This window comes from Aliterella sp. E5.1 (genome assembly GCF_057473825.1).
This window is the reverse complement of the sequence record NZ_JBYCCV010000003.1, coordinates 132,121-151,978: the sequence shown is the minus strand read 5'-3', so window position 1 is coordinate 151,978 and position 19,858 is coordinate 132,121. Positions and strand designations below refer to the sequence as shown.

Here is a 19,858-nt window from a genome sequence, read left to right as displayed (position 1 = left end):
TCTCCTTGAGGGCTTGCTGTAGATGAACGACTTGTTCCGACCTTAAAAAATTCTTGGCTGCTGGTGGCATAGTTACTTTGAATCAGCTTTACCTTTTTATTATGCAACTTTGATGCCGATTAGCTTACTAATGGTTGAAGCGGGAATAGATGATGTTGGTGCGATCGCCTGTTCTTCAAGCTCTATTATTCCTGCTCCCGTTTTGTTTCTCGTGTCGGATATAGCCTCTGTTACATCAGGCGCAGAAAAAGAACTCAGTCTTTTAGACAACATTGCCGAAAATTGCTGACGTTCAGTGACTAGCTCTACACCTGCTACTTGGGAAACAACCCAGCGCCCGAATTGAGCAATTGGCTGTCCAATAGTTCGCTGGGTTGCCCAAAGCGTAACCCATCCCAACAGCACAGTCCCAAAGGCTTGCCATACATTAGTATTGCTGACAGCAGCAAAGCCTACAACCATTGCTAACAATTGCCACAGCGACAAAATTGATAAGATGGGTTCTCCTAGGTAAGGCATTGCTCCAAAAACGCTGAAAATGAGCAGTGCGTAGCTAAATCCTAAAGTGCTTGCTACAACACCAAACGGAGCTTCAACTGTAAAGGGAGCAAAGCTAATGAGCCAGGTACTAAGAACCAGAAATATGTAGCCAAACACAAATAAAACTGTGCCAATCAGCAGAGTAAAAATAAAGCGAACTGGTGTAACCTTGTTGACGAATAAAATAACGCTTTGAGCAATAACTTGGGATAAACTGGCAGCCAAAACAACGACTAATGCTACTGTTGAACCATGAGGCAAAGTGTTAATTTGCTCAAAGGCTTCAGACTTAAGGGCAAGAACCCATCCTAATAGTTCCCAAAATCGGTCGAGGGCAGTTTCATTCATGGCAAATATAGTGAAAAAGTGCTTAGTAATGCGATCGCATTACTAAGCACCAGCCTTGCGCTGGATTTTGGTAGCCGAATTACCTTATCCTGGTTTTGCCATTACGCAATATACTTTCAATGCTGCCGAACCAACTCAATTATTGCAAGCAGGAGATATTTTAGATTTGGGCGATCGCGCTTTTGAAGTATTGCATCTTCCTCATAGTTAGCCAGTTAAGAAGCGATCGCTTTTTAAAGCTAATTCTTTTTAATTATTAAAAAATAATTTATTTTTAATGCAAATGTTGCAGTATGCTGAACGACAATTACTACGTCAAAATTTGCAGCATAATAAGCATTCAGTCTAATTCGCAAAAATTCTGCTGACTTTTCCTTCTTTGCAACCTCAAAAAAGCTACCCTTATAGCTTTCGTCAGCACCACTTATGGATTATTGGTTGCCGGATTGTTCATACTTTGTTACAAAAGTATAGAGAACTTCTATAAAGTGGAAACAAGATGTTCGGCGGACTCACTGGCTTGACTACTCCTACTGGCACTGATTGGGGAGAGCGAATGCTCAACAGCGTTGCTAGTAAAACCATTCGTCATCTGTTTACTCAAAGCGAGTCGATAGAAGTATCTGTACGTTGCTACCCTTCTAGCAAGTTGTTACAGGGCAGCATAGACAATTTCAAAATGAGCGGTCGAGGCTTGGCGATTCGCAAAGACTTTTTAGTAGATGAAATGTCCTTTGAAACCGATGCTGTAGCCCTAGATTTTGGCTCGGTACTAGGGGGAAAACTGACCTTAAAGCAGCCAACTCAAGCAGTGGCAGAAGTAAAATTGTCCGAAGCTGGTATCAACCACGCTTTTACCGCAGAATTGGTAAAAAAGCGCCTGCTTAACTTGACTTTGCCTAGTTTGACAGAATTATCGGGAGGGGAGCCTGTTTCCTTCAGCGAGGTACAAGTTGAACTTTTACCCAATAACCAAGTCAAAATATTGGCAAATGCCGACTTAAATAACGACCAGTTAGTGCCAATTAGCATGACGGCAACTTTGGCTGTAGAGCGGCGGCGGCGAGTAGCATTCAACAATCCGCAGTTTACAACTGACCTAGCACCCGAAGCGCAAAAGGAGATATCTCAAGCAATGGCGATCGCTTTTGCGGAAATTTTGGATAATATGGTCGATCTTGACCGCTTCGATCTTGACGGAGTAACGATGCGGATTAATCGATTAGAAACTCAAGGAAAGCAGCTAATTTTTAGCGGCTACGCCCAAATTGAGCGCATACCCAACGCAGCCTAAACAATGCATTTGTCAACGTTGTCGGCTTAGGCGTAAAATCATCCAAGGGTCTTATCAAGAATTAGCAGTTTATGGATTCACCCAAAACGCCCTTACCCCTACTTCGCAGAGAACTGGGAGTCTTTGGCGCTACATTAATGGGTCTAGGTTCGATTATTGGTACGGGTGTATTTGTAAGTATTGGCATTGCTGCGGGTGTCGCCGGATCGGCAGTGATTCTATCTGTAGCAATTGCCGCTATTGTTGCTGTTTGCAATGGCTTAAATAGCGCTCAACTAGCAGCAAGTCATGCAGTCAGTGGCGGGACCTACGAGTACGGCTACAAGTATCTCAATCCTACTTTGGGTTTTACTGCTGGTTGGATGTTTTTGTTAGCAAAAACTGCCTCAGCCGGAACGGCGGCTTTAGGTTTTGCAAGTTATTTGCTTAGGGCGACTAACTTGGATGGGCGCGGGCTACTCATTCCGACAGCAATAGTTTTAGTAGCGCTCTTGACTTGGATTGTTTTGAGTGGAATCCGCCGCTCCAATTTGGCAAATATTGCGATTGTCTCTGTTGCCTTATTATCATTGGTGTTTTTTATCACTGTCAGTTTACCTACGGTCACAACAGAGCAGCTAACACCATTTTTCCCAGAATCAATAGCAGGGGTACTACATGGCAGCGCTTTGATGTTCGTTGCCTACACGGGCTATGGACGCATTGCTACGATGGGTGAGGAGGCAAGATCGCCTAGAACTACAATTCCTAGAGCAATGATAATTACAATCGTAGTTACAATGCTGCTGTATATGCTAGTGGCGATCGCCGCCGTTGGCTCAGTGGGGGCAGAGGCATTGGGGGCGGCAACAAACGCCTCTGCCGCACCCTTGCAAGTAGTAGTTAGCAAGTTAGGAGTTTGGGGCGGCAGTCAAATACTCGCAGTTGGCGCGCTCTTTGCAATGCTGGGGGTATTGCTAAACTTAATTTTGGGTTTATCTCGCGTCCTTTTGGCGATGGCACGCCGCCAAGATATGCCGAGAATTTTGGCACGGTTAAACCAGCAATCAACACCTCATTTAGCTGCGATCGTAGTAGGTTGTGCGATCGCGCTTGCAGTTGTATTGGGCAATAATGTCAAAACCACTTGGTCTTTTAGTGCCTTCAATGTTTTGATTTATTATGCAATTACTAATTTGGCAGCCTTACAAATCCCTGCCCAAGAGCGCCTTTATCCTCAATGGTTAGCTTGGATAGGCATACTTGCTTGTGGGTTTTTAGCTTTTTGGGTAGAGTGGCAAGTTTGGCTGCTTGGTATAGCGCTGGCTTTAGTGGGATTAGGATGGCAAAGAGTTGTGAGACAATTTGGAGTTTAATTGGCAAGACTTGGGGAAATAAATCTCCCCAGATCTTTTTTAGCGTCCTACTCCTACATACCTAAATCCAGCTTTGATTAGTTCTTCTTTATTGAGGAAATTGCGTCCATCAATCAATACAGGATGATTCATTAAGCTTGCCATTTTGGCGTAGTCTAAGTTGCGGAACTGCTGCCAATCGGTAACGAGTACCAAAGCATCGCAACCATCAGCCAAACGCTCGGCATCCGTCTCTACTAGCACCCCAGCAATGCCATCGCGCAAACCGCTTTGAGAAACAATCGGATCGTAGGCTTTAACTTTGGTTCCTAAGCGGTTGAGATGCTCGATCAAGTTCAAAGCTGGCGCGTCGCGCATATCGTCGGTATTGGGTTTGAAGGTAAGTCCTAGCAAGCCTACAGTTTTACCTTTCAAAATTTTGAGTACCTGTTGCAGTTTTTCAACTAGAATTAGGCGTTGTCTTTGGTTGACACTAACGGCAGCTTTGAGTAGCTGGGCTTCGTAGCCGTAATCATCTGCCGTATGCACTAATGCCGATACATCTTTGGGGAAACAAGAACCACCCCAACCGATCCCCGCTTGCAAAAACTTGTTGCCAATCCGGGAATCTAAACCAATTCCTCTCGCTACCTCAGTTACATCTGCGCCCACTCGATCGCAAATATTGGCAACTTCATTGATAAAGCTGATTTTGGTAGCCAAAAAAGCATTGGCAGCATACTTAATCATCTCGGCTGAACTTAAATCTGTAACTAGCACCGGGACAGCAGGTGAAGACGGATCGGCAGCAAAAGAGCGGTCAATAATGGGAGCGTAGAGTTTTTGCATCATGGCGATCGCTGTCGGGTTATTGCCACCGAGGACAATGCGATCGGGGTTAAAAGTGTCGTACACTGCCGAACCTTCGCGCAAAAATTCAGGATTGCTCACGACTTCAAACTCCGGTAGGCGATCGCTGTCAGTGTTAATACCTCCCGCACCAACTAATGCTTGCTGGCGAGTGACTACCCCACTTTGCACGATCATTTTTACCCAATCCCCCGAACCAATTGGCACGGTAGATTTATTGACAATGACTTTGTACCCGCCACCATCTAGGTGTTCGCCAATTCCCCTCGCTACGGCTTCTACATAGCGAGTATCGCTCTCTCCCGTGGGTAAGGGGGGCGTACCTACCGCAATAAATAAAATCTCCCCATGAGCGACTCCAGCACCCAAGTCCGTTGTAAATTCTAACTGCCCAGCTTGGCTGGAAGACTGCATAATCTCTGACAATCCTGGCTCAAAAATTGGCGACTGCCCAGCCTTCATCAACTTGACTTTTTCTTCGTTGTTATCGACGCAAATTACATGATGACCGATATGAGCTAAACAAACGCCAGTAACTAAGCCGACGTATCCCGTACCAATTACACAAACACGCATAGATTATAAATCCTGTGATTAAGTTAGGAGGACGCAATACATGAATGCGTCCGGTATGAATTTGCAAGTTGGTGATTAAAATCTAAACGACCAAGCTTGAATTGAAGTTAAGATACCGTCGAATGCGGAACGCTAGTGCCGATCCGATTTTTAAAATCTGCGATCGTCAGCTTTAACCCTTCTACCAGAGGTATTTTTGGTTCCCAGTTGAGTAAAGTTTTTGCCCGCGTAATATCCGGGCGGCGACGGCGGGGATCGTCTTGAGGCAAAGGCTCAAACCGAAGCTCGGCTTTGGGATTTATTTGCTTTTGAACTTCTGTAGCTAGTTCTAAAATTGTGTATTCGTCTTGATTGCCCAAATTAACCGGACCTATATAGTCCCCATTCATCAGCCGCATTAACCCTTCTACCAAATCGCTGACATAGCAAAAGCTACGAGTTTGCAAGCCTTCACCATACACTGTCAAGGGAATACCCTTTAATGCTTGCCCGACCAAGTTGCTAACTACCCGCCCATCGTTTTCTAACATTCGAGGTCCATAGGTGTTAAAAATACGTGCCACTCTAATGTCTACATCGTTTTGGCGGTGGTAATCAAAAGCTAGAGTTTCGGCAACTCTTTTACCTTCGTCATAACAACTACGAATGCCAATTGGGTTGACATTGCCGTGATAGTCCTCGGTTTGGGGGTGAACTTCTGGGTCGCCGTACACTTCTGAAGTTGAGGCTAGAAGGAATCTAGCTTTTACCCTTTTGGCAAGCCCCAACATATTCAAAGTGCCGACAACGTTTGTTTTGACTGTCTTAACTGGATTGAATTGGTAGTGGACGGGTGAAGCTGGACAGGCTAGGTGATAAACTTGGTCTGCTTCTAAACGTATCGGCTCTGTAACGTCATGACGGATCAGTTCAAAATAAGGATGGTCTAGCCACTTGATAATATTGTGCTTGTGACCTGTGTAGAAGTTATCTAAACATAAAACCTCGTGTCCCTCATCCATTAATCGATCGATTAGATGGGAACCAATAAACCCCGCACCGCCCGTAACCAAAATTCTCATAGTCTGCTCTTTCAATATAAAGTTGATTGGAAGCCGCAATTGCGTTCCCGTGCTGCTGCTAAAAGCGCGATCGCGCTTTTATTGCTCAAACTATCGCTTTTTAATCACCATAGTGCAATTCTTGTTTAACACAGGTGCGCTCTTTTTTAGTAAAGTTAATAAGAAGATTGGTTATTGCTACTCAAAGAATAATAAAGTTTCTTTCAGTTAAGCTTGATTTAAGTTAAGTAGCAAGTTATTTGACATACTATACAGGCGCAGATAATTTTTATCAATCTGTGGTATAGAAATTGTCTTCACCCGTAGCTTGAGGATACTGACTTGGCACTGGAATCAAGGCATTAGCTATTGGTTGGGGTTCGCCAATCATCACAATTGAACCTGTCAAAGCTGTAAATAGCTGCGTATTGACATCGCTAATTGCTAAAATCCCTGTATTGGTGCGCCTCTGTAAAGAATGCAACACTACTAAATCGTATTGTTGTGCCACTTGGGTGATCGCCAGGGCGATATTGTCGTGAGGAGTAATTTTGATTTCTACTTGCCCATCTAAATCTAATTTAGATACTAAAAGCGATAGTTGCGACTTCATCCAAGCTACTTTACTGGGACTCGACCTGCGATCGCATATATGCAATAACGTTACATAACCTTCGTTTGCCGATGCCAGCATCTGCGCAAATTTAACAGGCTGGAGGGCGTGAGTTGTCAAGTTTTCTATAGGGACTAAAATTTGCTTGATAGTTGCAGGGGAACTTAGCAAGCGCGTCACGGCAACAGGACAGTGAGATGCCCATAGAACGCTATCTATCAAGTTACCAAACAATCGGGATCGTAGTCCGGTACGTTTTCCCCAACCCATGATAATTAAACTTGCATTTTGTTCGCGGCTAGCACGAGTAATTCCTGAAGCAATTGCATCATCAATTCGTAACAATGGCTCTGCTTCTACTCCCAATTCTTGACTCAAGTAGGCGGCATTATTTATAAGTTGCAAACCTCTTTGCCGAGCAACTTCTACTTGCGGCGCGTTCATATGTACAGAAGATTTGGCGATCGCTAAGGGGATAATTCGCCCAGAAGTTTGGCGTGCGAGTATTGCTGCCATTTCAATTAAATACTGCTCGGTTTTGGGGTTGTATACAGGTACTACAACGGTAAATTTTCCCTGTTCGGCGGTATTATCTGCATAATCGAACGTTGGTGAGGGTATTATTGTGGCTGGTACTGGTGCTAAACCCACCGCTACCCGGCTAGTAATTACTGGACCCAATGTTGCGGTGACGAGCATGAGAACAATAACGCTATTTAATACCCCTTCATTTAACAATCCTGCTTTGTAACCGACCAGCGTAGCCGCTAAAGTTGCGCCTACTTGGGGCATGGATAACGACCACATGGTGAGCATTTCGTTCCATTTGTAACGGTAAACAAGTTTTGCTAGTAAGGCAGCGATAAATTTACTTGCAATTAAACCGCTCACGATCGCTAAAGTTAGCCAAATTGTACTGATACTCTTAATAAATGCTGGAATATCGATTAGTAACCCTAGATCGACAAAGAAAATGGGAATAAATAACACATTTCCCACAAATACTACTTTTTCTTTTACAGGTCCTTCACCGACGACATCATTTACCGCTAATCCAGCCAAGAAAGCGCCGACAATCTTTTCAATGCCAATTAGTTGAGCGCCTACAGCAGAGAGAAATACGGCAAGTAATACAAATAAAAATTGGTTGCCTTCTTCGTCGCCCGATCGCCGGAAAAATTCTCTCCCGACCTTGTCAAAGCCAAATAAAACAATAGCAGAGTAAACTGCTAACGAGCCAACCAAAGTTAGCAAGCGCCAAATTGTGAAGTCTCCCGCATGAATTGCTACGCAGATAGCAAGTACCAGTAGCGCCCCAATATCGGTAAAAATAGTTGCACCAATAGTCACGATTACCGCTTCATTGGCGATCGCACCTAGGCGGCTAACAATAGGGTAAGCAAGTAAAGTATGGGAAGCAAATAAGGAGCCAATTAAAATTGAAGCATTCCAGCCAAAATCAAAATTGCGTCCAACAATTGTTCCCATAATTAAAGGAACCAAAAAAGTAAACGTGCCAAATACTAAAGAGCGATTTTTGGTTCGCCTAAATTGCTCCATGTCTACTTCCAACCCCGCCACAAACATTAGGTACACAAGTCCAATGTCTGATAGCAGTTGCATTGTCGGCGCATCGTTTTGCAGTACATTTAAGCCGTTACTACCAAGGGCTACTCCGGCGGCTAATAAACCTACTAATCCTGGTAGTCGCAGCTTTTCAAAGACAATCGGCACAACTAAAATAACGACAAGCAGAATCGCAAAAGGCACAATTGGCTCATTACCGAGAACGTGCGAAGCTGATTCTTGAGCAAGAACTTGTACTGGTAGACGCATATATAGCTCTCGTTATGGCAACTCAAATAATTGGATCGAGTCAATAAATTTTATCGTCGATCCTTTAGCTGGCTTCGGGCAAAGTTGTTTAGGCTAATTCTTGCAACTAAAAAACCTAGGTATTTATATTTTTAGCAACTAAAACTATTAAGTTACTATAGAAAACAAGTAAAAATAACCCTCTAGGGGTGGATTTGACTCAAGATAATTTTTAAGCGATCGTAATCATCTTTGAGGAGTACGCTCAGAGTGCGCCCAGCTTTGACAAGCCAAGGGCGATCGCCTTGACGCAATTGATATATTTCGCGAATTGCCGCCGCCGTTAAAGCTTCTACCGGAGCGCCATTTACTTGCAATAGCGTCCGCAAAAAATCTAACTGTTCGCTAAATTCAACAATTTCTTGGGGTTGGCAGTGGTTGACGGCTTGATGAATTTGGGGCGGACGCGGGGGCAAATACTGATAGACTTGGCTCGGACTTTTAGCACTTTGCTGTTGCTTGAAGCCAACAATTGCGGCGCGAAATTCGGTTTTGAGCATGGCGAATATTTGGGGTTGTTGTTCGCGCAAGTCTTGCAAAGACAAACCTAAAGCTCTAGCCCGATGAATAGAATCTATGGGCATAGTTGTGGCGTGGTAAACCACCGCGTAAACTTGGTTGCCCGATTCTTCATCTAGAGATTTTACCCAGCTACCAAAGGGCGGCATCGCCGGAAAGCTCAAATCATCTGGATCTAGACACTGAGCCAAAAATTCGGTAGTAGCAGTTTCGATCACCTCAGCAATATGGTGAGATGGGCGATCGGCGATCGCAAATTGAGGGAGAGGAAGGCGCATAAATAGTTTTAGGTTGAGTCAGCACTGACTATTTTGCTTTTTTGCGTCCCGTAACTTCTACAGGAGAGAGTTCGGACAATTTGAAGGTAACTATTTTATCCCAGTTACCGCCTTCAAATAGTACCGCCACTTTGCCATCGGTTACTCTTTGAACTAAGCCAGTGACACCGTAGTAGGTATCGTTAGTGTTATTCACGCGCACTACTGAGCCAGGGAATATCATAATTTTTTAATTTAAGAGTTGCTTTTTTAAAGTTACCTTACTTTGCCTTGGCTGGAAAATTAACAACAAATTAACTCAGTAATACATCCTCACAAAGCATTTCTAGCCTGCGATCGCATAGACTTGTCCATCGATATACTCGTGCTTAGTGTTGTCCGTTTCTTCCAGATGCAGGTATTGGTCAGGAGTAAAATAGGGCTGTTAGGGGATGCAATCATTGCTAAAGCCTCAAAACTAAAAATGTATATAAACGCGATCGCACTTAATAGTATTTGATTAAGCGTTGACGATAATTTGCAACCGATTCTACGATCCCAATTGCAATAAAGTTAGTCAGCATTGCCGATCGCCCGTAGCTAATCCAAGGCAAAGGAATACCTGTAACAGGAGCCAAACCAATAGTCATGCTAATGTTTACAATTACTTGAAATACCAGCATCGACAACACGCCAATAGCTAGTAACGAGCCAAAATTATCTTTAGCAGTTTGAGCAATATGGATTAAGCGCCAGCAAATTAGCCAAAAAACAAATAAAACTATCAAGCAGCCAGCAAAGCCCAATTCTTCCCCAATTGCTGAAAAAATAAAGTCTGTATGTTGCTCTGGAATAAAATTAAGCTGGGTTTGAGTACCTTTATTTAGCCCTTGTCCCCACTTCTCCCCCGCACCGATCGCAATCCGCGATTGAATTAGATGATAACCGCCCCCCAGGGGATCTTTTTCGGGATTGAGAAATAGAATAATCCGGTCTTTTTGATAATCTTTTAATATTCCCCACAGCAAACTGCCTAATTCTCCAGCAACAAGATTGATGGCAACGGCGCTTATTCCCCCCATCCACTTCCAAGGGAGGGTAAAAAAAGCGATCGCGCACATAGCGATCGTCCAAACTATCCAGCTAGGCAAAAACACATTAAACAAAATCACCGAAATCAGGGGCGAAACTAGCAATATTAACCAACCAGGATTGGCATTTCCCCAGTAAAGCATTCCTAGAGTAATCGCCCCAAATACCAGCGAAGTGCCTAAATCTGGCTGCAAAAACACCAAAGCCCAAGGTACGGCTGTAATTGCTAAAGCTTTTAAAAATGCTGGAATTGTCGAGGCAGTTTTGGTGTGTAAAATTGCCGCTAAGGTAATTATGACTCCGACTTTGGCAAATTCTGATGGTTGGAGATTAAAGCCACCGATTGTAATCCAACGTTGCGCTCCTTTAGCGCTAGTACCAATTATCATTACTGCTAGTAGGCTGATATTGGTCATGCCATAAATTACCCAATGCAACTGAAGCAAATTTTCGTAGCGCCACCGGGCAATCAGCATCGCTACAATGAAGCCCACACCACCTACAAGCCAATGCTGCCACCAATCGGTAAGTCCTTGGTTTAATTCGGCGCTGCGAATCATCATGCCGCCAAACAGCGTTACGATCGCGCACAAGCCAAGTAGCCATAAATCTATTTGCTTCCAAGCTGCAAATAGGTAGGTAGGGCGGATTTTAAATAATAGCGATCGCTTTAGCATTTGGTAATCGAGGCAAGTATTGTACTTCTTATCTCCCTAAATTACATTGAAAAACAGAGCGTAACTAATTACGTTCTGTGCTTGTTTGCGATCGCAGGTCTTATTTTCTTAAGGTAGGTAGTATTAATTAAAAAGTTGACCGCAACGCCGTCTTACCTCAGTTTTAGACCTGGTAAAACCAGGTGGGTATCGGGACGTTTAGCTTGAAGTTTCCGGGTACAAGCCCGGTTTACTGCTGCCGAAACGTTTTGATTCCCTTATCGGACAAAACATAGATCAAAAACATTATTGGCAGTCACCAACGTCGCAGCGCAACCTTACTTATTATAATAGCAATTTACTTTTCAACTTGACAAAAATGCAGCAAAGCCTTGTTGGGCAAGCGATTTAACTAATTTGCCTCTAGAAAAAACACTCATGTTTATTGCGGTTAACTAGAGGCAGATAGTTGTTTAAGCCCTACCTCGGAGAATTTGAGCCATTTCGTTTGGTTTGGGGGATGATTCTAAGGCGGTTTCTTCTGTAATCCTGCCTTCTTCATAGAGTCTATAAATCGACTGGTTCATAGTACACATTCCTTCAAAGTTGCATCGAGGAATAATAGACTCTACTTCTTCGATTTCATTACGCAAGATGTAGTCTTTAATTGCATCAGTATTAATCATAATTTCGTGAATTGCCGCTCGTTTGCGATCGGTTGTTCTTACCAAACTCTGAGAGATTACAGCAACTAGAGATTCGCCGACTTGAATCCGCATGGGCGCTTGTTCTTCTGGGTTGTAGAGGTTGAGAATCCGCTCAATAGTTTTAGCAGCGCCGTTAGTATGGAGAGTACCAAAAACTAAGTGTCCAGTTTGGGCGGCTTTGAGGGCTGTATTTACGGTTTCGCGATCGCGCATTTCCCCAATTAGAATAATATCCGGGTCTTCGCGCAAAGATGCTTTCAAGGCATTGTCAAACTTTAAGGTGTGAATGCCTACTTCTCTTTGCTTGATCAACGATTTTTGACTCTTATGCACAAATTCGACTGGATCTTCAATAGAAATAATGTTTTTGGGCATTTCTCTATTGATATAGTCAATCATTGCTGCCATCGTCGTAGATTTACCCGAACCCGTTGGTCCTGTAACCAAAATCAAGCCTTTATGGTAGTGGCACAAATCCCGGAAAACTGGCGGTAAACCTAGTTGTTCCATGGTGAGAATTTTTAAGGGAATTAACCGCATCACCATCGCTGGTCCATTTAGCGACATAAAGATATTAATCCGCACCCGCACCAATTCCTCGTATTGGGTAGCACCGTCGTACTCCATCTCCTCTCGAAAGGTCTCAATTTGTTGTTGAGTAAGAATTTCTCCTAACCACTCAAAAAAGGTCGCTTCATCGGTTTGTGGATACTGACTAATAATAATCTGACCGCGTTCGCGGAAACGAGGGGTTTCACCTACGCCTAGGTGTAAATCAGAAGCTCCTTGTTCATAAGCTTCTTGGACTAATTTTTCTAAAGTTGGTTGTACATCTTTACCAAAGCTAGAACGCGCTGCTGGAGCTTTGGGCAACGGTGGTGCAGGTTGATAAGCCGAAGTTGGGGGTAAGGGAGCAGGATAAGCAGTACCAGTCTGAGAATTTGTACTCTCTATGGCTGACCTAGGCTGCCGTTGCGTACCACCATTAACATTAGTAGCAACATTTTGTCTTGGTGGCGGTGGCGGTGGGATGCGGGAATCTAAAGGATTAGAATTTAACGGGCTTTGTGATTCTGTCATATATCTACAACTACTTTTAGGCTCACTATACGGATGTCAATATAAAACGTGCGATTGAAGAAATCTCTTGGGCGGCACAAAGCTAATTAACTTTAGCCTAGCTTGAGTGTTATGCCTGCATGATTTCTTTGGTTGCATCCTCTTTCGCTAGTCTTCCCAAGATCCTGCCCAAATTATCAGGCAATCAATTTTTTTATCTAGACGGGCGCTGCAATGTCTCGATCGGGGTTGTCTCGCTATCTACGCAGAAATTATGAGAAAGCATTCCTTTAGTTATAAGAAATATTAAGCTAATTGTTAATAAACTATTTAATCTAAATCTAAAGCTAAGGAAAACAAACTAGAATCAGTAAGCTGAAAAAGTCACGACTTAGAATTAGAGAGGGTTCCAACAATTAGCTTCAAAGATAAAGCCAGAGAAAAAAATTGTAGAGGGCTTTATTGAAACTTTGCATTCACAAACATAGAGTGTTGATTGTAAATTTTAATAACTAACCGATCATACTTAGGAAAGGAGTCTATATACTTACTTTTAAAGACAGGCTAGAGATTTTCTAGTCGATAGAAATTCTACTCAATTTAAAAATTTTTATTACCTTTGGAGGTAAATCATGGCTCTAGCTCAAAGCTCCAGTCTAGGAAAAACTTATTTTTTGTTTATGGTTAAAAGCTTTTTAATTTGGACTTTTACCTTGGCAGTATGCTTGCTAGTAGTGGGTTTTCCCTTAGTTGTTTTAATGGCTACTATTGGTTCTTTACTATCGGTTATTCTCCAATCAGTAATGCCAATTAGTGCAGTATTATTGGTTGCTGGGAGCTTGATTGGTTTAAATTTGTTTGCAGTAATTGCTGGTGCTGGTATTTTGACTTTCAAGGGCATCCACCCAACAGAAGTAACTTGGTTAAGCTGGTTGCATGGTGAGGTAGATAATGCACACACTTCTGTTTATGCAGCTTGTCCTTTGACGTGCGATATCGGGTAGCAGGCGTTGCCTAAAAAGCAAAAAGTCTGCACTAACGAGTGCATCAATCTGCCCGGTCGAAGCCGGGTTTTTTTATGTATAAAATTGTAATCCAAAAGACTAAATTTAAAAATATATTTCAGTAGTATAACAGAATATATTCCGCTAGGATGACGCAAATAACTCAAATGAGTTTCAATTTAAATGCTTTTTGTTGGGGATTGGGTAAAATACTGCTAGAGAAAATGGCAGCAATGCTGAGGTTTACACTTTTCTCAACTAGAACGAGCGCAAAAACATTTTGTAGCTAACAAGCAACAATGCTAAAAACTATTGAACTTACAGATAAAGCTTTTTTAGGACAGATCCTGACTCGCAAAGGACTAATTTCGGCAGGAGAACTAGACAGAGCTTTATTGGAACAGCTTAGCTAGTCGCCGGAAGCCCCGCGCTCTACCTGTACTTAGGTGAGCGACGGGATGGATAGGCGGGCGGCGACGATTATATCTCCTCCCCTGTTGAAGCGCAACTTCAACAGGGGAGGAGATGTATGAGGAGTTGCCAATATATTGATTAGTTAGGAGATAAATAAATCTCCCTAGAAATGCTACAATAGTTGTATGCTTAACCTCACATACAGCTACCGAATTTATCCAGACACCAATGCCGAAGCCATTATGCTTAATTGGTTGGAGCAATCGCGCCGCGTCTATAACTACGCTTTGGCAGAACGGCGAGATTGGATAAAGTCGCGCAAATGTGCCGTTAATGCTTGTAGCCTTGAGGTCGGAATACATCATTCCTGCTGACACTCCTTATACCAACTACTACGCCCAAAAACGGAATCTGACGAGCGCACGAAAAGTAATTCCTACTCTTGACAATGTTCACTCGCAAGTATTGCAAGAGACGTTGGCAAGATTGGACAAGTCTTTTCGTTCTATGCAGGAGCGGGGTTTTGGTTTTCCGCGTTTCAAGAAGTACGGACAGATGCGCTCTTTGTTGTTCCCGCAATTCAAGGCTAACCCCGTTACTGGGTGGCAGATAAAACTGCCTAAAATTGGGGCTGTCCCAATTGTCCTGCACAGACCAATTCCCGAAGGAATGGTCGTCAAGCAGGTGCGAGTAGTTAAGAAAGCTTCCGGTTGGTATGCGATGTTGGTACTACAATGCGACGAAACCATCCCAGAGGCTATGCCTGCTGGTATTTCTGTCGGTATTGACTTGGGCTTGCTCAGTTTCTTGGCTACAAGTACGGGGAAAATGGTTGCTCGCCCTAAATTCTTTGTCCAATTGCAAAGCAAGCTTAAATGGCTGCAACGTCAATTGAAGGATAAAGTCAAAGGCTCGAACAATTATCGTAAAGCCCAGAAAAAAATAGCTCTTTTGCACGAACATATCCACAATACCCGCCGTGAGTTTCACTTCCTGACCGCCCATCAGCTTTGTGATGGCGTGGGAATGATATTTGCTGAAGACCTTAATTTGGTTGCCCTGGGTAGAGGAATGTTAGCAAAGCATTGTCTGGATGCTGGCTGGGGTGTATTTCTGGAGATTCTGGGCTGGGTATGTAAAAAGCGAGGTGTTTACTTTGCCAAAGTCGATCCCAAGGGGACGAGTCAGACTTGCCCTAATTGCGGGACTCATACTGGAAAAAAAGAACTTGATGAGCGAGTGCATAATTGCGCCGAATGTGGATATATAACAGACCGGGATGTAGCTGCGGCAATAGTCGTAGAGCAGCGAGGTCTTACAGCCGTCGGACAGACGGTAATGCTGGCTGTGGAGGTTGACCGCGCATTGGTTCCCGTGAAGCAGCAAATCCCAGAGGCGACTCTTGGGAAGCCCACGCTATAATCGGTACTCCGATTTAGCGCTGGGAGGATGTCACCTTCTAGCAACCTAAAAAACACCAAAATCGCTAATTAGTCCGCTAGTAGCGATCGCTACGTCTATTGCAAGTAAATTAATGTAAAGTAGTATAAATACTTATAAAGATATTTCTAGAAGTAACTTGCGATGATAAATGCTGAGAATCAATCTCCTCATCATGTGGTAGTTGTGGGTGGCGGCTTTGGCGGACTATACGCAGCTAAAGCTTTGAGCCGAGACAAGAATGTTTTTGTCACTTTGGTTGATAAACGCAACTTCCATTTATTTCAACCATTACTTTACCAAGTTGCTACGGGTACATTGTCTCCGGCAGATATTTCCTCGCCTCTGCGATCGGTACTCAATCACAGCAAAAACACTCAAGTGCTGATGGGTGAAGTGTTAGATATCGATCCGGAAGCAAAAAAAGTAACCTTACAAAATCAAGAGCTAACTTACGATAGCTTGATTGTCGCCACCGGAGTAAGCCATCACTACTTTGGCAACGACAACTGGGAACAAGTCGCCCCAGGATTGAAAACCGTAGAAGATGCGCTAGAAATGCGCCGAAAAATATTTGTAGCCTTTGAAGCGGCGGAAAAAGAAACCGATATTGAAAAACGCCGCGCTTGGTTAACCTTTGTGGTAGTGGGAGGAGGACCAACCGGAGTAGAACTAGCTGGAGCGATCGCAGAACTTGCTTATAGCACTTTAAAAAAAGATTTTCGCAACATCGACACCTCCGAAGCGCAAATATTACTCATAGAAGGGATGGATCGCATTCTCCCGCCTTATACCCCAGATTTATCAGCAAAAGCCGAAGCATCTTTGTCAAAATTGGGCGTAACGGTGAAGACAAAAGCGCTAGTTACAGATATTACTGATGACATCGTAACTATGCGCCAAGAAGACAAAGCAGAACAAATCCCTGCAAAAACAATTTTGTGGGCAGCCGGGGTCAAAGCTTCGCCTATGGGCGCTATTTTGGCAAAAAAAACAGGCGCGGAACTCGATCACGTTGGGAGAGTAGTTGTAGCATCGGATTTGAGCGTACCAAATTATCCAAATATTTTTGTAGTCGGGGATTTGGCAAGTTTTTCGCACCAAAATGGTAAGCCATTGCCAGGGGTTGCGCCTGTCGCTATGCAAGAAGGCAGCTATGTAGCCAAGCTAATTCAAAACACTATTGGGGGTAAAAAATCCGTCCCCTTTCGCTACTTAGATCGCGGTAGCTTGGCGGTAATTGGTAGAAACGCCGCTGTTGTAGATTTAGGCTTTGTTAAGTTTTCCGGTATTTTAGCTTGGCTAACTTGGGTATTTGTCCATATCTACTTTTTGATTGAATTTGATAATAAATTAGTAGTCATGCTTCAGTGGGGTTGGAACTATTGGACTCGCAACCGGGGAGCGCGTTTGATTACTGGGGAATCGCTACTAACAGTTGATGGGGAAGCTCGAATAAGCGATCGCTTTGCCTCAGTAAATAACAAAACTGCTGTTGAAATCTAGTTACCACGTTGGATTTGTCAAAACTAATTCTCTAACAGCTTCGCTGTCTAACGGGCGAGAAAAGAAAAATCCTTGCCCGTATTTGCATTTCAATTCTCTTAGTTTTGCTAATTGTTCTGGGGTTTCTACCCCTTCTGCGGTCACATCCAACTTGAGCTTTTGTGCCAAGGCAATAATTGCCTCAACTATCTCCGAATTTCCTGGATTGTTGCTCATGCTGTTAATAAAAGAGCGATCTATTTTTAATTCGTCAATCGGAAAATGGTGCAGTCTGGCTAAGGATGAATATCCCGTACCAAAATCATCAATAGATAATTGAACCCCCAAATCTTTCAACTCGTAAAGCATCGCCGTTACCGTCTCAGCACTTGCCATAATCAGGCTTTCAGTGACTTCTAGCTTCAAAATAGATGCCTCCAAATCCGTGTCTTGCAAAACTCCCGCAACTTCCGTACTAAGATTAGATTGGTTGAAACGTTTACTTGAAAGATTGACACTAATTGTTAATAGCAGATCGGGAAATTGCGATCGCCATTGCCTTGCCTCTTGACAAGCGCTGCGAATTACCCACCGACAAAGAGAAATCAGCAATCCAGTTTCTGTTGCTGTTGGTAAAAATTCATTTGGTAGCAAGAGTCCCTTTTGGGGATGCTGCCACCGAATTAATGCCTCAAACCCGGCAATTTTACCGCTTTCTAGCAAGACTATAGGTTGATATTGCAGGCGAAATTCTTGACGTTCAATAGCTAATCGGAGGTCAGTTTCCAACTGCAAGAGCGCGATCGCCTGCGCGTGCATATCTGTGTTAAATATTTCATAACGTGCCGTTCCTTGGCTTTTGGCACGATACATCGCAATATCAGCATCTCTTAAAACATCTTCGGCAGATTCATAGCCTGTGGTACTTAAAGTAATGCCGATACTAGCAGAGGTAAATACTTCATTGCCGTCTAGAGCAAAAGGTAATTGCAGTTCCTCTTTAATGCGCTCGGCAACACGGATAGGATCGCTGCTATCTTCAATATCCGGCAACAAGATGGTAAACTCGTCACCACCTAGACGGGCAACGGTATCTGACTGGCGCAGGCATAACTTGAGGCGGCCCGCAAGTTCAATTAATAAGCGATCGCCTATCAAATGTCCTAAACTGTCATTGACGACTTTAAAGCGATCTAAATCGAGAAAAAGGACAGCAAATAAATGTTCTTTGTGTCTTTGGGTCTGCCCGATCGCTTGCTCCAGGCGCTCTATAAATAACACTCGATTGGGTAAACCTGTTAGCGCATCATAAAAGGCATTCTGGCGTAACTGTTCTTCTACCTGCTTGCGCTCGGTAATATCTCGGCAAATCATCCGCAATTCCACAGGTTCGCCGTCATTATTAGAAATTAATTGACTGCGCTGGCGTTCCCAGATAATTGAGCCGTCTTTACGGACTTTACGTAATTCAGCTTCCGCGAGCGCTAACTTTTCTCTAAAGATACTATCAAACAATTGTTGAAAATAATCGCGATCGTCTTCATAGACAACCATAGAAAAGTCTTGATACATCAACTCTTGTTTGGTATATCCCAAAACTTCTGCCCCATACTGATTGACAGATTTGACTCTACCGTCAGCAGCGATAGTAAAGTAAGCATCCGGCGCAAAATCATACAAGCTTTGATATAGTTCCTCGCTCTCTTGCAATGCTTCAGCTTTAGCAATTTCGGCACTCAGCCGTTGTCCAAAAGAGGACGCTAAAGAAGCTAGGGCAAGGATAATTAAAGCCGCAATACTAATAGAAAGTGCTAGTACATAATCATCGTTTCCAGGCGGCTGCTTTTTTAGTAACTTAAAGCTGGGGTAAAACTTGACTGCTGCCATCGCTGTATAGTGCAGCGAGTCAATCGCTAACCCCGTTAAAACTGCACTGCCGAGCTTGCGGATATTTTTTGGAACTCGTGCGGCACTAGGATGGAACGCAAACCATAGAGCGATAAAGCAAAGGATAACTGTAGATGAGTTGGCAAGGGCAACGATCTTCAGATCGTACACGGGTATTGCCGCTAGTTCCATCCCTGTCATAGCAGTAAAGTGCATACCTACAACCCCTGCCGCGACAAAACTAGCTCCTGCAAAGAAGCGCAGCCAATTTAGGGGTTGTTTGGTCACAAATAATAGCCCCATACCACAACAAGCGATCGCCACTATCATTGATAGAAAGACGATATAGAAGTTGTAGTTAATAGGTATTGGTAAATCGTAAGCCAGCATCGCAATGAAGTGCATCAGCCAAACACTAATGCCTAGTGCGATCGCACTTCCCAACAGCCAAAGCTTGCTAGCACGTCCAAATGCTACAGGTACTTGTCTTGCTAAATCTAAAGCAGTGTAGCTGCTGACAATAGCTATTACTAAAGAAAGGATGACTAAGCGCCAATCGTAACTAACCTCAAGAGCTTGGCTAATCTGAATTATTTGCTTACTTGGCATACTTGCTCCAAGTGTAGTATGTATGGGAAGCACCGAGCGTTAGCCTTTTCAAGTTAGAAAGTTTCAATTATTTTGTAGGGTTTACTGCTAAAAGCTTTGTTTAGAATGGCAGTTTATATTTGGTTATTCGCCTTTATAAAGGCAGAGTTATTATTATTTAAACAAATAATTTTAGCTAACGAGGCATAGAACACTTTTAAACAGCCAAAATTATCTAGCTTCTAAACGTATAGACCTTA

Annotated in this window: 14 protein-coding genes, 1 other RNA gene and 2 pseudogenes; 6 read left to right on the top strand and 11 right to left on the bottom strand. The window is 43.4% G+C overall.

Translation table 11 applies throughout. From position 1 onward, the window contains the following. Nucleotides 1-99: 99 nt before the first annotated feature. The gene (locus tag AC2VE5_RS02525; protein WP_486886202.1) at nucleotides 100-888 is read right to left on the bottom strand and encodes a hypothetical protein; all 789 of its coding nucleotides are present in this window, start codon (nucleotides 886-888) and stop codon (nucleotides 100-102) included. 67 nt (nucleotides 889-955) lie between these two features. On the opposite strand from AC2VE5_RS02525, the gene AC2VE5_RS02520 reads away from it, so the two are divergent. The 3 genes from AC2VE5_RS02520 (at nucleotide 956) to AC2VE5_RS02510 (ending at nucleotide 3,537) form a co-directional block, all read left to right on the top strand. Continuing rightward, entirely contained in the window at nucleotides 956-1,099 is a 144-nt protein-coding gene (locus tag AC2VE5_RS02520) for a hypothetical protein (protein WP_486886201.1), read from the top strand. Nucleotides 1,100-1,387: 288 nt separating this feature from the next. Continuing rightward, a complete protein-coding gene (locus tag AC2VE5_RS02515) occupies nucleotides 1,388-2,182 on the top strand; it encodes an LmeA family phospholipid-binding protein (protein WP_486886200.1) in 795 nt (264 codons plus the stop codon). A 71-nt stretch (nucleotides 2,183-2,253) separates the two neighbouring features. Further along, nucleotides 2,254-3,537, top strand: coding sequence for an APC family permease (locus AC2VE5_RS02510; RefSeq protein ID WP_486886199.1), 1,284 nt, complete (start codon nucleotides 2,254-2,256; stop codon nucleotides 3,535-3,537). A 39-nt stretch (nucleotides 3,538-3,576) separates the two neighbouring features. Here the strand turns inward: AC2VE5_RS02510 and AC2VE5_RS02505 are convergent, their stop codons facing one another. From AC2VE5_RS02505 to AC2VE5_RS02465, 9 genes and pseudogenes are all read right to left on the bottom strand, one after another. Next, on the bottom strand, nucleotides 3,577-4,962 hold the full coding sequence (locus AC2VE5_RS02505; RefSeq protein WP_486886198.1) for a UDP-glucose dehydrogenase family protein: 1,386 nt from the start codon (nucleotides 4,960-4,962) through the stop codon (nucleotides 3,577-3,579). A gap of 107 nt (nucleotides 4,963-5,069) precedes the next feature. Beyond that, complete coding sequence (locus AC2VE5_RS02500; RefSeq protein ID WP_486886197.1) at nucleotides 5,070-6,023, bottom strand: UDP-glucuronic acid decarboxylase family protein; 954 nt, start codon at nucleotides 6,021-6,023, stop codon at nucleotides 5,070-5,072. A gap of 271 nt (nucleotides 6,024-6,294) precedes the next feature. Further along, nucleotides 6,295-8,451, bottom strand: coding sequence for a cation:proton antiporter (locus tag AC2VE5_RS02495; protein WP_486886196.1), 2,157 nt, complete (start codon nucleotides 8,449-8,451; stop codon nucleotides 6,295-6,297). A 182-nt stretch (nucleotides 8,452-8,633) separates the two neighbouring features. Then, the gene (locus AC2VE5_RS02490; RefSeq protein ID WP_486886195.1) at nucleotides 8,634-9,287 is read right to left on the bottom strand and encodes a hypothetical protein; all 654 of its coding nucleotides are present in this window, start codon (nucleotides 9,285-9,287) and stop codon (nucleotides 8,634-8,636) included. A 28-nt stretch (nucleotides 9,288-9,315) separates the two neighbouring features. Further along, the gene (locus AC2VE5_RS02485) at nucleotides 9,316-9,510 is read right to left on the bottom strand and encodes an NAD(P)H dehydrogenase subunit NdhS (RefSeq protein WP_486886194.1); all 195 of its coding nucleotides are present in this window, start codon (nucleotides 9,508-9,510) and stop codon (nucleotides 9,316-9,318) included. Between the two features lie 105 nt (nucleotides 9,511-9,615). Continuing rightward, nucleotides 9,616-9,684: pseudogene (locus AC2VE5_RS02480) on the bottom strand (Uma2 family endonuclease); the annotation flags it as partial. A gap of 88 nt (nucleotides 9,685-9,772) precedes the next feature. Beyond that, nucleotides 9,773-11,035 (bottom strand): rod shape-determining protein RodA, encoded by a 1,263-nt coding sequence (gene rodA / locus AC2VE5_RS02475; RefSeq protein WP_486886193.1) that lies wholly within the window; start codon nucleotides 11,033-11,035, stop codon nucleotides 9,773-9,775. Nucleotides 11,036-11,167: 132 nt separating this feature from the next. After that, nucleotides 11,168-11,351, bottom strand: a non-coding RNA gene (ssrS, locus tag AC2VE5_RS02470) — 6S RNA. A 136-nt stretch (nucleotides 11,352-11,487) separates the two neighbouring features. Continuing rightward, complete coding sequence (locus AC2VE5_RS02465; RefSeq protein WP_486886192.1) at nucleotides 11,488-12,801, bottom strand: type IV pilus twitching motility protein PilT; 1,314 nt, start codon at nucleotides 12,799-12,801, stop codon at nucleotides 11,488-11,490. A 611-nt stretch (nucleotides 12,802-13,412) separates the two neighbouring features. On the opposite strand from AC2VE5_RS02465, the gene AC2VE5_RS02460 reads away from it, so the two are divergent. From AC2VE5_RS02460 to AC2VE5_RS02450, 3 genes and pseudogenes are all read left to right on the top strand, one after another. Beyond that, nucleotides 13,413-13,784 carry a hypothetical protein gene (locus tag AC2VE5_RS02460; protein ID WP_486886191.1) on the top strand — a complete coding sequence of 124 codons (372 nt, stop codon included), beginning with the start codon at nucleotides 13,413-13,415 and terminating at the stop codon, nucleotides 13,782-13,784. A 599-nt stretch (nucleotides 13,785-14,383) separates the two neighbouring features. Then, nucleotides 14,384-15,620: pseudogene (locus AC2VE5_RS02455) on the top strand (RNA-guided endonuclease InsQ/TnpB family protein). Nucleotides 15,621-15,782: 162 nt separating this feature from the next. Continuing rightward, on the top strand, nucleotides 15,783-17,144 hold the full coding sequence (locus AC2VE5_RS02450; protein ID WP_486886190.1) for an NAD(P)/FAD-dependent oxidoreductase: 1,362 nt from the start codon (nucleotides 15,783-15,785) through the stop codon (nucleotides 17,142-17,144). On the opposite strand, the gene AC2VE5_RS02445 is transcribed toward AC2VE5_RS02450, so the two are convergent. Then, nucleotides 17,145-19,619, bottom strand: a complete 2,475-nt coding sequence (locus tag AC2VE5_RS02445; protein WP_486886189.1) for a bifunctional diguanylate cyclase/phosphodiesterase — start codon at nucleotides 19,617-19,619, stop codon at nucleotides 17,145-17,147. Between the last annotated feature and the right edge of the window lie 239 nt (nucleotides 19,620-19,858).